Annotated in this window: 14 protein-coding genes and 2 pseudogenes; 8 read left to right on the top strand and 8 right to left on the bottom strand. The window is 62.9% G+C overall.

The window, feature by feature from the left end; translation table 11 throughout:
• The first annotated feature begins 33 nt into the window (after positions 1-33).
• The 3 genes from IF809_RS06535 to IF809_RS06525 are packed head-to-tail and all read left to right on the top strand — an operon-like array spanning position 34 to position 4623.
• Positions 34-1035 carry an efflux RND transporter periplasmic adaptor subunit gene (locus IF809_RS06535; protein WP_453996959.1) on the top strand — a complete coding sequence of 334 codons (1002 nt, stop codon included), beginning with the start codon at positions 34-36 and terminating at the stop codon, positions 1033-1035.
• The gene (locus tag IF809_RS06530) at positions 1032-4256 is read left to right on the top strand and encodes an efflux RND transporter permease subunit (RefSeq protein WP_453996961.1); all 3225 of its coding nucleotides are present in this window, start codon (positions 1032-1034) and stop codon (positions 4254-4256) included. The genes IF809_RS06535 and IF809_RS06530 overlap by 4 nt, the downstream gene beginning before the upstream one ends.
• Before the next feature lie 10 nt (positions 4257-4266).
• Entirely contained in the window at positions 4267-4623 is a 357-nt protein-coding gene (locus tag IF809_RS06525) for a carboxymuconolactone decarboxylase family protein (RefSeq protein WP_128965462.1), read from the top strand.
• Positions 4624-4693: 70 nt separating this feature from the next.
• Here the strand turns inward: IF809_RS06525 and IF809_RS06520 are convergent, their stop codons facing one another.
• Entirely contained in the window at positions 4694-5023 is a 330-nt protein-coding gene (locus IF809_RS06520) for a hypothetical protein (RefSeq protein ID WP_462837138.1), read from the bottom strand.
• A gap of 113 nt (positions 5024-5136) precedes the next feature.
• On the bottom strand, positions 5137-5541 hold the full coding sequence (locus IF809_RS06515) for a hypothetical protein (protein ID WP_453983092.1): 405 nt from the start codon (positions 5539-5541) through the stop codon (positions 5137-5139).
• 151 nt (positions 5542-5692) lie between these two features.
• Between IF809_RS06515 and IF809_RS06510 the strand changes: the two genes are divergently transcribed.
• Positions 5693-5929 (top strand): hypothetical protein, encoded by a 237-nt coding sequence (locus IF809_RS06510; protein ID WP_453983093.1) that lies wholly within the window; start codon positions 5693-5695, stop codon positions 5927-5929.
• A 249-nt stretch (positions 5930-6178) separates the two neighbouring features.
• Here IF809_RS06510 and IF809_RS06505 read toward each other — a convergent pair whose 3' ends face one another.
• Entirely contained in the window at positions 6179-6421 is a 243-nt protein-coding gene (locus tag IF809_RS06505; protein WP_453983094.1) for a PilZ domain-containing protein, read from the bottom strand.
• Positions 6422-6575: 154 nt separating this feature from the next.
• Here IF809_RS06505 and IF809_RS06500 point away from each other — a divergent pair, with 154 nt between their 5' ends.
• Positions 6576-6896 carry an HdeA family protein gene (locus IF809_RS06500; RefSeq protein WP_453983095.1) on the top strand — a complete coding sequence of 107 codons (321 nt, stop codon included), beginning with the start codon at positions 6576-6578 and terminating at the stop codon, positions 6894-6896.
• A 130-nt stretch (positions 6897-7026) separates the two neighbouring features.
• Here IF809_RS06500 and IF809_RS06495 read toward each other — a convergent pair whose 3' ends face one another.
• Positions 7027-7491 (bottom strand): PaaI family thioesterase, encoded by a 465-nt coding sequence (locus IF809_RS06495; RefSeq protein WP_453983096.1) that lies wholly within the window; start codon positions 7489-7491, stop codon positions 7027-7029.
• 347 nt (positions 7492-7838) lie between these two features.
• On the opposite strand from IF809_RS06495, the gene IF809_RS06490 reads away from it, so the two are divergent.
• Both IF809_RS06490 and IF809_RS06485 read left to right on the top strand, forming a co-directional pair.
• The gene (locus IF809_RS06490) at positions 7839-8132 is read left to right on the top strand and encodes a hypothetical protein (protein WP_453983623.1); all 294 of its coding nucleotides are present in this window, start codon (positions 7839-7841) and stop codon (positions 8130-8132) included.
• A gap of 101 nt (positions 8133-8233) precedes the next feature.
• A complete protein-coding gene (locus tag IF809_RS06485) occupies positions 8234-8488 on the top strand; it encodes a hypothetical protein (protein ID WP_453983097.1) in 255 nt (84 codons plus the stop codon).
• Between the two features lie 21 nt (positions 8489-8509).
• Here IF809_RS06485 and IF809_RS06480 read toward each other — a convergent pair whose 3' ends face one another.
• Positions 8510-8698 carry a hypothetical protein gene (locus IF809_RS06480; protein ID WP_453983098.1) on the bottom strand — a complete coding sequence of 63 codons (189 nt, stop codon included), beginning with the start codon at positions 8696-8698 and terminating at the stop codon, positions 8510-8512.
• A 737-nt stretch (positions 8699-9435) separates the two neighbouring features.
• Positions 9436-9603, bottom strand: a complete 168-nt coding sequence (locus IF809_RS06475; RefSeq protein ID WP_453983099.1) for a hypothetical protein — start codon at positions 9601-9603, stop codon at positions 9436-9438.
• A gap of 215 nt (positions 9604-9818) precedes the next feature.
• Between IF809_RS06475 and IF809_RS06470 the strand changes: the two genes are divergently transcribed.
• A complete protein-coding gene (locus IF809_RS06470) occupies positions 9819-9998 on the top strand; it encodes a hypothetical protein (RefSeq protein WP_453983100.1) in 180 nt (59 codons plus the stop codon).
• A gap of 791 nt (positions 9999-10789) precedes the next feature.
• Here IF809_RS06470 and IF809_RS06465 read toward each other — a convergent pair.
• Both IF809_RS06465 and istA read right to left on the bottom strand, forming a co-directional pair.
• Positions 10790-11145, bottom strand: a pseudogene (locus tag IF809_RS06465) (ATP-binding protein); the annotation flags it as partial.
• An 11-nt stretch (positions 11146-11156) separates the two neighbouring features.
• Positions 11157-12687: pseudogene (istA, locus tag IF809_RS06460) on the bottom strand (IS21 family transposase).
• Positions 12688-13849 lie beyond the last annotated feature (1162 nt).

Below are 13849 nucleotides of genomic sequence, written 5' to 3'. Positions count from 1 at the left end.
GGTGATGCTTTGATCATGACACGGAAAAGTTCCATGCGATGTATCGCGAGATGTTTGGGCCTGCTTGCCGCCTTCGCGGCGGCCGGCTTGTCTGGAAAACCCGCGGCGGCCGAAACACTCGTCGTGACGCGGCAATCGATCGCCGACGAAAAAGCTGTATTCGCCACCGTCGAAAGCATCAGCGTGGTGCCGGCGCGCGGGCGCATCGGCGGCACGGTGGCCCAGCTCAAGGTGAGGGAAGGGGACCGCGTTGCCGCGGGCCAGGCGATCGCGACCATCGGCGACGAAAAACTCGTGCTGCAGATGAAATCGCTCGACGCGCAGATCGAGGCGCTGCAGGCACAGGCGAACCAGGCGCAGCTCGACTTCACCCGGACCGAAGGGCTGGTCGAGCGCGGTATCCTGCCGCGGATCAAGCTCGACGAGCAGCGGACGGCACTCAACGTCGCCGAAAACGGCTTGCGCGCCAAAACGGCAGAACGCGCTGTCATTAACGAACAGCTCAATCAAGGGCAGGTGCTGGCGCCGGCGGATGGTCGCGTGCTGAAGAGGCTCATCACCGTTGGCTCGGTGGTGCTCGCAGGCGATCCCATCGTCACTGTCGCCCAGCAGAATTTCAAACTGCGGCTTCGCGTCCCGGAGCGGCATGCGCGCTTCCTCAAGGCGGGAGACAAGATTCGCATCGACGGCGCGGAGTTCGTCGGCGAAGCCGCCAAGTCGGGCGTTATCGACCTCGTCTATCCCCAGATCGAAGAGGGGCGCGTCATTGCGGATGCGACCGTCGAAGGCCTCGGTGAGTACTACGTCGGTGACCGCTTGCGGGTCTGGATCTCCGGCGGAACGCGCTCGGCCTTCATTATCCCGTCCGGTTACGTGACGAGCCGGTTCGGCATCGATTACGTTCGGCTTCAGAAGGACACCGGAACAATCGATGTGCCGGTGCAGCGCGGCCGCGAGTTGCCGACGCCGACGCTTCCCGACGGTCTCGAGATCCTGTCCGGCCTTTCAGCCGGCGACCAATTGGTGCGGCCGTGAATCTCGGGCTGTCGGGTCGGTTGACAAGGTCGACCATCGCATCTCCGCTGACGCCGCTGTTCCTGCTTGCGGCACTGGTCGTCGGGCTCATCGCCGTGGTGGCGATCCCGCGCGAGGAGGAACCGCAGATCAGCGTTCCCATGGTGGACATCCGGGTCAATGCCGACGGCCTGCGCGGGCCGGACGCCGTGGAGCTGGTGAGCAAGCCGCTGGAATCGATCGTCAAGGGCATCGACGGCGTCGAGCACGTCTACAGCCAGACCGAGGACGACCGCGTGATGGTGACAGCGCGCTTCCTCGTCGGCACCAAGTTCGAGGACGCGATCCTTCGGGTGCACGAGAAGATCCGCGCCAATCTCGATCGCATTCCCGTCGGCATCCCCGAGCCACTGATTGTCGGCCGGGGCATCAATGATGTCGCGGTGACGGTGCTGACGCTTTCGCCCAAGCCCGAAGCGGCCAGCCGCTGGACCGACAAGGATCTGTACGAGCTCGCCGACAAACTGCGCGCCGAGCTGATGAAGGTGGACGATATCGGCCTGACTTACGTTTCGGGCGGCGCGCCGCAGCAGATCCGGGTCGAGCCAGATCCTGAGAAGCTGTCGCTGTTCGGCGTCACGCTGCAGCAGCTCGTGGCCAAGGTGAAGGATGCCAACCGGTCATTCCTGGCGGGACAGGTGCGCGACGCCGGCGTTGTACGGAACGTCGCGGCCGGCCAGACGCTATCGGGTATCCCGGATATCGGATTGCTGCTCATCACGAGTCGGGACGGCCGCCCGGTCTACGTCAAGGACGTCGCCTCCGTTGTCGTCGGGCCGAGCACCATCGAGCATCGGGTCTGGACGGATTCGCACGACGCGGGGGGACAGTGGGCACGCACGCCCGCAGTCAGCCTGGCCCTGGCCAAACGCGCCGGTGCCAATGCGGTTGTGGTATCGGAAAACATTGCCAAACGCCTCGATGGCCTGAAGTCTCGCCTCATCCCCGACGACGTCCAGGTGACGGTGACGCGCGACTACGGCGAGACGGCCAACGAGAAGGCCAACGAGCTGTTGTTTCACCTCGGGCTCGCGACGATCTCGATTGTGGTTCTGATTGCGATCGCCATCGGCTGGCGCGAGGCACTCGTGACTTTCGTCGTGATCCCCACGACGATCCTGCTGACGATGTTCGCCGCCAACCTGATGGGCTACACCATCAACCGGGTCAGTTTATTCGCGCTGATCTTTTCGATCGGCATTCTCGTCGACGACGCCATCGTCGTGGTCGAGAACATCGCGCGGCACTGGGGCATGCGCGACGGGCGGCCGCGCGTGCAGGCGACCATCGAGGCCGTGGCGGAAGTCGGCAACCCCACCATCGTCGCGACCTTGACGGTGGTCGCCGCGCTGTTGCCGATGCTGTTCGTGTCGGGCCTGATGGGCCCCTATATGGCACCGATTCCAGCCAATGCGTCGGCAGCCATGCTGTTCTCGTTCTTCGTCGCGATGGTGGTAGCTCCGTGGCTGATGCTCAAGCTCGCGCCGAGAGGCGATAACGCCGCGGCCCATGCGGCGCACGATGAGGGACGGCTCGGCCGAATCTACCGGCGCTTCGCCACGCCGATCGTGCGGAGCAAGCGTTCGGCCTGGATATTCCTGCTCGGCGTCGGTGTTGCGACGCTGCTGTCGATGACGCTGTTTGCGACCAAATCGGTGACGGTGAAGCTTTTGCCGTTCGACAACAAGTCCGAGATCGCGGTGATCGTCGATCTGCCGGAAGGGGCGAGCCTGGAAGCGACCGAGCGCGTGCTGTTCGGCGCGGCCGAGCTTGCGCGACAAGTGCCGGAGGTCACCTCGCTGCAATCCTACGCCGGCACACCGGCGCCCTTCAATTTCAACGGCCTGGTGCGGCACTATTATTTGCGCGAGCGCCCCGAACTCGGTGAGGTGCAGGTCAATCTGGCTCCCCGCGGCGAGCGCAAGCGGGCCAGCCATGAGATCGCCCTCGAGCTACGCGAGAAGATGAAGGCGCTCGATCCACCCAAGGGCACCAGCATCAAGGTGGTCGAAGTGCCGCCCGGGCCCCCGGTGCTCTCGACCCTGCTTGCCGAGGTCTACGGTCCCGATGCGGCCACCCGCCGCGCCGTCACTGCGGAACTGAAGAAGATCTTCGCGGAGGTGCCCTTCATTGTCGACATCGATGATTCCATCGGCGAGAAGCGGCCCCGGCTGCGGCTCTCGATCGACCAGGAGCGGCTTGAATTCTTCGGCGTCGAGCAGCGCGATGTCTACGATACGATCCAGGCATTGTTCGGCGGCACCTCGATCGGCTATTCGCATCGCGGCGAGGATCGCAATCCGATCGAGATCGCGGTGCATCTCGGAAAGCGCGATCTGGTCTGGGACGAGGCGCTGGCCTCTACGCCCGTGCCGGCCAATACGTTGCCCGGCAGCAAGACGGTGGTCGAACTCGGACAGGTCGTGAAGGCGACGATGGAGGAGGGCTCACCGACGATCTTCCGCCGTGACGGCCGCTTTGCCGACATGGTGATGGCCGAGCTCGCCGGGCGTTTCGAGGCGCCGCTCTACGGCATGCTCGCTGTCGCCGATCGGGTCGATGCCCATGACTGGGGCAAGCTGCCGAAGCCTGCGATCAACCTGCACGGCCAACCGTCGGACGAGTCGCGTCCCACGCTGCTGTGGGACGGCGAATGGGAAATTACTTGGGTGACCTTCCGTGACATGGGCGCAGCTTTCGGTGCCGCAATCCTCGGCATCTACGTCCTGGTGGTCGCCCAATTCCGGAGCTTCCGCCTGCCGCTCGTCATCCTGACGCCGATCCCGCTCACGCTGATCGGCATTCTGATCGGGCACTGGCTGTTGAGCGCGCCGTTCACCGCGACCTCGATGATCGGTTTCATTGCGCTCGCCGGAATCATCGTACGTAACTCGATCCTGCTGGTGGACTTCATCCGGCACAGCGCTGGAGACGGTAAGTCGCTTCGCGAGGTGGTGTTGGAGGCTGGCGCGGTTCGCTTCAAGCCGATCCTGCTCACCGCGCTTGCGGCCATGATCGGCGCCGCGACCATCCTGCTCGATCCAATTTTTCAGGGCTTGGCAATTTCGCTTCTGTTCGGGCTTGCCTCGTCGACGCTGCTGACCGTGCTGGTGATTCCCGCGATCTATATCGCCTTGCGCGCACCGCCCGAGGCGACTTCGACCACAATCAAATCCAGCTAACGAGGGTGCGATGGACAAGAACTACGTCGACATCACCAGGAATATTTCTGCAAACTTGAGGAAGCTGCGCAACGATATTCCCGACACGATGAAGGGATTTGCCGTGCTCGCCCAGGCGGCCACGCGTGATGGCGCGCTCGACAAGAAAACCAAAGAGCTGATTGCGCTCGCGCTCGGCGTCGCCGCGCATTGCGACGGCTGTATCGGATTTCACACCGAAGCGCTCGTCAAGCTCGCTGCGACGCGCGAAGAGGTCGAGGAAGCGCTGGGCATGGCCGTCTATATGGGCGGCGGTCCGTCGCTGATGTATGCCGCGGATGCGATTGCGGCATATGAGCAGTTCCAGCAGCAGGCGGTTGCCGTCTGATCTTCCGACGAGCCACGCAAAGGGGACCGGACGAGTGTTCTCGTCCGGCCCGTTCGTCATGATGCGAGATTTACCAGCGGTCGTCGCCGACGCCGACGCCCACGCTCACGCCCGGCGCGCGAATGCCGACGCCGGCGCGCGGGCCATCGTCCCAATCGCGATAGGTACGGCGCTCGTAATAGCGTTCGCGCGGCATCCTCGCATAGGAATCGCGCACGATCACGCGTGCGCCGCCGTGGGCGCGATAGCAATTGCCGGCGTCATCACAGACGAGCCGGACCTCCTGAATGAGATCGGGGCTGGTGTATTCGCTGGTCGTGTAAAGATCGGCGGCCTTCGCGCCGCTCGTCGCAGCGAGAGCCGCCACACCGGCCAGCACTGCAATCGTGAACGTCCTCATCCTGTCCTCCTCGGAAACTGCCCTCGGCGGTAACAAGAATGGGAGGCCACGATCGTTCCGGGAGAATTACAGGTTTTTCCCGGAACCTGATTGCCGCATGATGCGGTACGCCCCTAGATCGGCTCGTAGGCTTCTGAGCCGCAGATATCATCGGCTTCGGCGCGCCTCCGGTCGACGACCTTTCCGCCTGATATCGTCACGATGTAGGTCTGGATGCCCAGTGCCGAACCGGTGGCGGAGGTGAGTTGGGCGCGGACGCAGGCGGTCCAGCCCGGTCCGCGGACCTCGTGGTGAGGCAAGGCGACTTGCACCTCGCGCGGATAAGAGGTGTTGAGGAAGACCACGTCGATCTGCTCGCGGACCACGCGCTTGACGTCGGGCGGAGGTTCTGGCGGAGGCTGCTCGGCTTCCTTGACGCGCATGAAGTCGGGCACAGGTGCGCGGCTATCGGCGAAGCCGCATCCGCCGAGCGTGAGCGTGCCAGCGAGCATCGCCACACGAGCAACAATTCGCAACATTCGTGAAGGTCCCCTGCGGGCCAACAGATAGGGGCGAATTCGGCGGGACGAAGCCCTGTCCGATCAACATTTGCTGAAGCGGTGGAATCCGCTTCATTGCTATTCCGGGATTGCAGGTTAGTTTGTACCCCAGGTGAAGGGGATTGCGTTCATGAGGATTTTGGCCATAGCGGCTGCGGCGCTGGCACTGGCGCTGACGGTCGGTTCAGCGAAGGCGCAGATGGGCGGCCGGCGGCAGCCCAACGAGGGGGGCCAAAAGGCGGACAACAAGCCCAAGGTCGATGAGAAAGCTTACAAGGCCGCACTCGAGCGCATTCCTGAGCCCAAGGAAAAGTACGACCCTTGGGGTGGTGCGCGTCCGAGGGCGCCCGCGAAGAAGCCGAAATAAAGCGAAGCAGGTGACGGCGGATCGGCTGAAGCACTTGATCGTCCGGCTGCCGGTCGTGCGATCCCTGCCTCGTCATGGAGAGCCGGTTGGTGAGCCGCGCGGTTCGCGCCTTTCGTCCCTGCGACATCGACGATCTCCGGCAACGTGGCGGGCGGTCCCGCTGATGATCGTCGCGCTACGCTCGCGTCGTATCACGCAATGATAACGGCGTTGTGGATGCGATGCGAACAGTCGTTCACTTTGCGTGCGTCATTGCACGAAAGCGAGGCCAATGCGCCGCTCGCTGCGCCACACGGCGCGGCAATTCCGCACGAAACTGTCGCACGCGATCGACAAGGTAAATGATAGCGGTAGTGTGAGGGGAGCATCGATATCGATCGCCGCGCCGCCTTCCGATATGTTTCGCACCGTGCACGCAATCCCCCTATTTTCAAAGGAGATCGTGCCGCCCTTGAAGACCCGGTGTCGTTGCGTTGCACGTTTCTCGATCATCGACGTCAATCCATAATGACGATCGAAAATTAGTGCATAGAAATTACGTTGAACTTAACTCAATACTGGCGCTACTTACACGGCGCTTCAGACTTCGTTTACGACGTTGAGGCGGCGAGTCACCTCCGCTGAGTTTGCCCACAAGTCCTTCTTTATGGCGTTACGCGCCGATGGAGATTGCGATGAAGATCACGCTTTCGTTCTACTCGCCGCAGCGTTCTCGCTGTCGTGGATGCCTGCCAACGCCCTCAAGTGGGGCCTTTCCACCATGACGTGCAAGCAGTTGCTCGACAGCGGCGAAGACAATATAGGGGTCGTGCTGACCTGGATGGACGGCTGGTACAAGGGCGACGAGGACAACGCGATCATCGACACCGAAGTATTCGTCGAGAACGCCAAGAAGTTCGGCGCCTACTGCGGGAAGAATCCGACGGTCAGTATCGTCACCGCCGCCGACGAAATCCTCGGCAAATAGTTCTTGAAGAGTATCGATGACGGCGTGAGCGTGATGGTGCCCCGGTGTTGCTTCGACGGTCGTGCTTCGAAGTCGTGGAGAGCCGCGGAGCGCTTTGCGCTCAGGCGGCTCTGTTCGTTTCGGACGCCGATCAACCCGGCAGCATTGCGAACGCACTCGAGACCATCGCCACCTGCTTGTTGTCGGCGGCGGAGAGCAGCGTGACGCGGCCAAAGCTCATCGTTCGCCCGAGCCGTACCACGCGTGCATCCGCCAGCACGTCGCACGAGGAGACCGCGCGCATGAAATGCGTGGTCTGGTCCACCGTCGTCATCGGGCGATAGCCGCCGTTAGCGGCGAGGTTCGCGATCACCATCGCGGTGTCGGCCAGGGCCATCAACGCCTGACCACAGACTACGCCGCCGTTGCGGCACAGCCGTTCCGAGAACGGCATTCGGAGCAGCGCGCCCGGCTGCCAGTCCTGAGTCTCCGGAGGCGGGGTGTAGTCGATACGCTCGATGGAGAGGTTGAGATCCTGGATCCAGGGCGCAAAGACCTCGCCGAGGACGCGTCTGGCCTCAGCGATGCCGAACTCGGTGTCTGGCTGCGATGGCATTGCTCTCTTTCCCTCCTGTGTTGCCGGATGTTTCGTTCATTCTGCCTGCGTGGGCGCGGCAAAGTCACCGGGGCGGCGGCTTGAAAATGCCTGACTTGGCCCGATATGATGCCACGCTTGGGAGCGGGTGGACGATGTTGCGTCGATGTGTCCTGGTAGTTTGTCTGGCCGTGCTCGGCCTGGCGTTGAACGGCTGCACCAAGTGCGGGCCGATCTGGGATGACTGGCTCCATGGGCCGAAATCATGCAGATCGGATCGGCTCTAGCCGATTGAAGCGGCGCTCGGAGCCGTGGAGAAGGACAGGGGCGGGATCCGCCCCATTTTATCGATGATCGAGGAGTGAGTGATGAAGCTTTTCCGTATGGCGGCGGTGCTGGCGGTGCTGGCCGGACCGGCCTTCGCGCAGGAGGCGCCCCATATCAACCTGCTGGCCGACGGCCCGTCCAAGACCGACGACGAGAAGGCCGCCGATGCCGCACGTGACAAGGCCTATAAGGAAACGCTTAAAAAGATTCCGGACGCCAAAACCTCCAACGATCCTTGGGGAGGCATGCGCGCCGACCCGCCGAAGCAGCCCGCGCCGAAGGCGGCCGCCAGCAGCGCGCCCAGGAAGCCCAAGGCTGGCACAGCCGCGAACTGACGGTGGTCCCGGAAGGCGGCCGATGCCTCCGATGGGACTCCCCGTCGCCCGGACCTGATCCTACATCTCCTCGCAGTATGTTGCGTCGAGGAGTGAGGACAATGGCGGATCGCCCCCGAGACCTCGCCGAGCGGATGGCGCGTCGGCGCAAGCAAGCGGCCGGGGCGGCCGATACGCCCGCTGACGGTTATTTGCGCGAGAGCTTCACCCTGCCGCGCGCGGCGGCCCGGGCAAGAGCCCAGGCCTTCTTCGCGCGCTATCCCAAGGCCGGCTATATGAGCGAAGTCGAGACCTGGCGCGAACTGCCCGGCGGCGACATCGAATTCACCATGCGGCGGCTGCCGAGCGCCGACTAGCCCCGGTCCGGCCCTGACGCTTCAGGCGGTCTTGCGACCGATGGCCCTCAGCTCCCGATCGATTCGCAGCTGTACGCGACGGACCGCCAAAAGGTCGATCTTCGTTTCGGTTTTGCCTATCTTGGTCTGGTCGCCGATCCGGAACTGCCATTGCCAGATGCCCGGGATCGTCGTCTTTGCAACCGTGAACTCAACGCCCCTGTGGTTCATGGTCACCTCCACGATTCACTTGCCATGCCGAGTAACATGTTGTGCGTGGAAATATTCCCTCGACAAGCAAAAAGTGGGGTTAAGTCGAGGATAGTTCTTCGGAATTCGGCAATCGCGCGCGGTTCGAAACAAGCGAAATCCGATTCCGAAAGATGGAACTGCGGTACGCTTTTTGGCTGATGGAACGCCCAGGAACTGCCGACCGGCAAAATAGGTCAGGAACTCTGTTCTTGGCCGGAGAACCACGGAGCTCACAGCTCGGGGAGCGAGGTTCGCGCGCCCTGGAGAGAAAAAAGCCCGCCCGGGGAGAGCCGGGCGGGACAGAAGGCTATTGGAGGCTGAGGTGCTGGGCTGCAACACCATAGCCGGACAACGGTAGCGCGTTCAGCTTACGGGAGCCTGACAGGCAAGCTTGTGCGTGGCTTGTGGGCCCCTCGAGAGCTGTGCTTGCGTCCCAATTCAGACATCCAGCTGCAGAATTTCAGACACATCCGTTAGCGACACTTTGCGCGCACGGCGAAGCCATGGGGGATACGTGGCGCGCCGAGAGCGGGGTGGCATCATGGACAAGGTAGAGCGGTCATTCGCCGCCGCAACGGCGGCTGGTTTCGTGGTGCTGGTGATCGGCATCGTGCTGCTGGCGCTGATGTAGCGGCAGCCGGGGGGCAGGCGCCGTCAAAGCGCGTCAAAACAACCCCATGCACAGGGGGCAACAGCCTGTTTCGGCTAGCATCTTGTCAGTGCACTTGGATCTCGTCCAGCGGCAGACGGAGATCGGCGGCGCGTTCGGCGCGATCCTTCCTGCGGAACTCATTTTCCTTGCGCTCGAACTTCGCCAACTCCTCGAGCGCCCCCTCGCGCAGCGGTTTGCGCCTGCCGGCATCCTGGTGCGTGTTTTCCGTCATGATCCGATCCCCCCGTTGCGGCGGGCTATCCCAAGGGAAAGCCGGTGGCCGCGGAAAAGTTCTGTGCCGAAGCATTGCGCAAACATGACGGCAGCGCGGCGCTCCCGTCGTTGATGCGCATCGTCTTGGAAGGCCGACGCCACGTCACATTTTGCGGAGGGGAGGGCCGTTGGTCGTTTGGCGTGCTATCGTGCCGCGTCATATCGGAGATGGCCATGGGCTTCTGGCTTTTCGTCGTCATCTCGATTGGATCGATCCCGCTCGCAGGCGTGATGGCGCACGAGCGCAGCAGGTCCTCCAGGGCGTGGTTTTGGATCGCGGCTGCGGTCGGCCCCCTGGCACCTCTGGCGCTGCTGATCCTCGGGGATGCGAAGCGCCCGGCCTCGACTGGTTGAAGAACGTTGCTGCTTGGGCGGGATTGCAGCGGCCGAAAGCCCAATAATCGCTGCTGTCCCGACGAGGATGGTCATTCCCGGGAGTTAGAAACGCCTTTCGCTGGCTATCATGTGTAAATGCGCTCCACCTGAAAGCGAGGAATGCTGTGACACAGCGCGCCCTTGATTCGGCTGCGGCGAAGCGGCCCCAGCGCTCCGGCCAGCCCCGGATCACGCTCGGGGCCGTTTCGTTTGTGCCCGCCTAGGCGGATGAGCACATGCCGGGCCCGTCAGCGAGTGCGCCCGGATCGCACAGGTTCAAAAGAGGCCACTAGTTGGGCTCGCCTTGCTTCTTGTAGAAAAGAAGCTTGAGTTGCCGAGCCTGGCGCCGGACCGAGCCGACGCGCCGCCCCAGCAGCTTGGCGGCCTGAGAAGCACTCGCGCGTTTTTTCGCCAGAGTCGCAAGACGTTCAAGCTCCTCTGGCGTCCAGTCCGTTCCCGTCCGCGGTCGATTCTTCTCCATCCGGCGGGAGATTAACATATGTTACGTGTGGAGAGGTTCTAAAGCTCGCCTCGAGCGAATTTTTTTACGCGGGCAATGCTCGATTTCCCGCCTCAGATGGCCTCCAATGATAAGAACAAACCGGGGGCGATTTGTCATAACCTGTTCTCGGTGGGAGAACTACGGTGTTCATCCAGTGAACACATGTCCAAATGGGTCAGGCAGAACAAATCAGGCCACTGCGAACTTAAACTTAGGCCAGAGAGGATAAAACAGGCCAACGCCTGATTTATGGTGCTGTCCCTTGTGGCCCCAGCGCTGAGGCGAGCCATCTCTTGCCGACGCCTGCCGGGCCGCAGATCAGGAGATTGACGTGGTCGTCGATCCAACGGCCCTCGACAAGCTTGGCGAACAGCGGGCGGTGCCGCGCGGGGTGCGGTAGTCGATGTCCTCGACGCATGCCTGCTGGCGCAGCTTGGCGTAGCGCAGGCGAGTGGCGAGCCGTTTGTCGTGCCGCAGCGAGGCTTCACGTTCGAGCAGCGGAGCAAGCCATTCGGCGTGACCGAGGCTGCCAGCCTCACCGGCGGCTTCGATGTCGGCGAAGGCCTTGGCCATGCCGTGGAGGCCGAGGGGGTTGAGGCGGTCGAGGGTCGGATGGGTGAGCAAGGGACGGTCTCCTAATTGCAGTAGCGCGGTCCGCGGATGTTGGCATGCAGGATCGGCCCATCGTCCGCGGAGCGCTGGTAAGCGGGACGCCGATCGAGATTGTTGGCGAGGGTCGACTTGACCGAGCCATAAGTGCGCGCGCCGATGTCGATCGCCCGCGCAGCCGCCGCGTCCAACCGTTCGCGCCCATAGGAGGCGGCCAGCCTGAGGATGCCGAGGCAGGCGCGGAAGCCTTGTTCGGGTGAGAGCGCTCGTCGAGAATGAGGTCGCACAACGCGTTGGTTGCCGGCCGATCGCGGCGGCGTCCTGACGGATACGCCCGATAGTCCAGCCGGCGTAGCGCCGATGGCTGGAGGCCATGTGCTCCGGCACGGTGGTGTGCTTGTGATTGCCACTTATGCGCTGATGCGCGGCAATCCGCTCGCCCTTGTGGAAGATCTCGACGGTGCGGGCGGTGAACCGCACCTCGACCTCGGCACGCGCGAAGCGATGCGGAACGCTGTAATAATGCTTCTCCACCTCGACGTGGTAGTCGAGGCTGACGCGGCGGATCCGCCACTGGGCGAGCACGTAGGGGCTCGCCGGCAACGGCTTGAGCGCCGGCCGGTCGATCTCCTCGAGCAGCCGGCGGCGCGTCACGCCGAGCCGCCGGATCGGCCGCTCCTCGTTGAGCCTGGCGAGCAACTCGCCGATCGCTGCGTTGACCTCGGCGAGGCTGTAGAAGACGCGGTGGCGCAGGCGGCCGAGCAGCCAGGGCTCGATGATGAGGACGGCCTGCTCGACCTTGGCCTTTTCGCGCGGCTTGCGAGGTCGCGCCGGCAAGACGGCCGTGCCGTAATGCGCGGCCATCTCCGCATAGGTGCGATTGATCTGCGGGTCGTAGAGGCTCGCCTTGATGACTGCGACTTTGGTGTTGTCAGGCACCAAGAGCGCCGGGACGCCGCCGATCGCCGCGAAGGCGCCAACATGGGCCCTGATCCAGTCGCCGAGCCCCTGCGTCCACGTTGCCTGTGCGTAGGTGAAGCTCGAGGCGCCGAGCACGGCGACGAAGATCTGCGCCGTCCTCCGCTCGCCGGTGAGGCGGTCGACCACCACCGGCACGCCGTCGCCCGCGTAGTCGACGAACAGCTTGTCGCCGACCGCGTGCGCCTGGCGCATCGTCACCGACAGGCGTCCCTCCCAGGCGCGGTAAAGCTCGCAGAAGCGCGAGTACCGGTATTCCGCCGGGCTCGGCGCCGATGTACTCCTCCCAAAGGATCGACAGCGTCACGTGCTTGCGCTTGAGCTCGCGGTGCACCGCCGCCCAGTCGGGCTTGCGATGCGGCGATGACCCTGCCGGTTACCGTTGCCGATCTTGGCGAACAGGCGGGCCTCCAGGACCGCGTCCGTGAGTTCGTCGGGCAACGGCCAGCTTGGGCCTGCGGCCTTGAACCGCCGGATGGTCAGCCGCACTGTCGAGGGCGCCGCGCCCATCCGCCGAGCAATCTCGCGGCTCGGCAGCCCAGCCGCCTTCATCCTGATCACATCGCGCACACGGCGCATCGCAAGCGGGTCCCCCTTCGCAAAGCCGAAAGGCTGACCCTATGGGAGCCAGAAGAGGTCTCGTCACCGGGGCGACATCATCCCGGAATGGTGGGGGACATCATCTCGGAACGGGTGGGCGACTTCAAATCGGAAGTGGTGGGCGAGATCATCTCGGAATCCTGGGCCAAATCGATCGGAATCCGCATCCAACCAAAGTAGGAGAACGCCGATTCACATATGTTCTAGTCGGAACCTCGGCAACCGGGAAAACTCGGCAAGCCGGGCAGGAAACAAAAGATTTCATTCGAATAATTTGAAACCCGGGGAGGGGCCGCTGTGCAAAGCAGTGGCCCTTTTAATGCGAGGAACCTTGGTCCGATTGCGAGGTTTCACCGATGCGTTTCCCCCAACGCACCAACAAGCAGGCCCTAGCTCTCCCCTCGTTGCCCGGAGCTGGGGCCTTTTATTTGGGCTCCGCAGAGGTGGTTAGGACGCCCCTGGGAAATTTACGGGTGATGGAACCTGCAGGGAAACTTCCGCATTCTTGGACTCGCATTCGCTCCCAACACCGGATGCCCCAACAGGCTCCAGCCGTCCGAACAACGGCTGGGGCCTTTCTTTCGCTCACCCGCAGAGGGGAATCTTAACGAAAAGCCCGGCGCGGAGCCGGGCTGCTCGCAAGTATGAACGATAAGTCGCAATAGCGCGGTTTAATCAAAAGTTAACGGCTGCGTCGGTCCACTTTTGACACCCGCAGAGGGGAATTAGGACTTTAGGACGCTGATAGTTGGCTGGAGAAAACCTAGTCAAGCCTTCTTGACCGGCGCTGTTTGCTGCTTTGAAAAGTTGAATTTCAAGTCTTCAGAATGTTCATAGAAAAGGAACATTGCGCCGAGAAGAATGGCGCAACATCGCCATCAGCAATGCGATTGCCAAATGCCGCCACGGCGATGTGTGCTGCTTAACTTTCCGCAGTGAGGCAGCGATTTCATGCTGCCCTTCCACGATGACTATAATCCTCCAGAAGCAGGAGAGGACGCCAACTGAGGCGGCCTACTTACATTGCAAACTTCGTTCTCCACCGGAGAACTACGGTGTTCAATCGTAAGCGTGGCGCCGAGGCCCTTTGGATTGTTTGTGCGGAGTCATGAGAGCACCGTTAGAAGAGTCATCTTCTGGA

The organism is Bradyrhizobium sp. UFLA06-24 (assembly GCF_054967145.1).
This window is presented reverse-complemented; position numbering and strand designations above follow the sequence as displayed.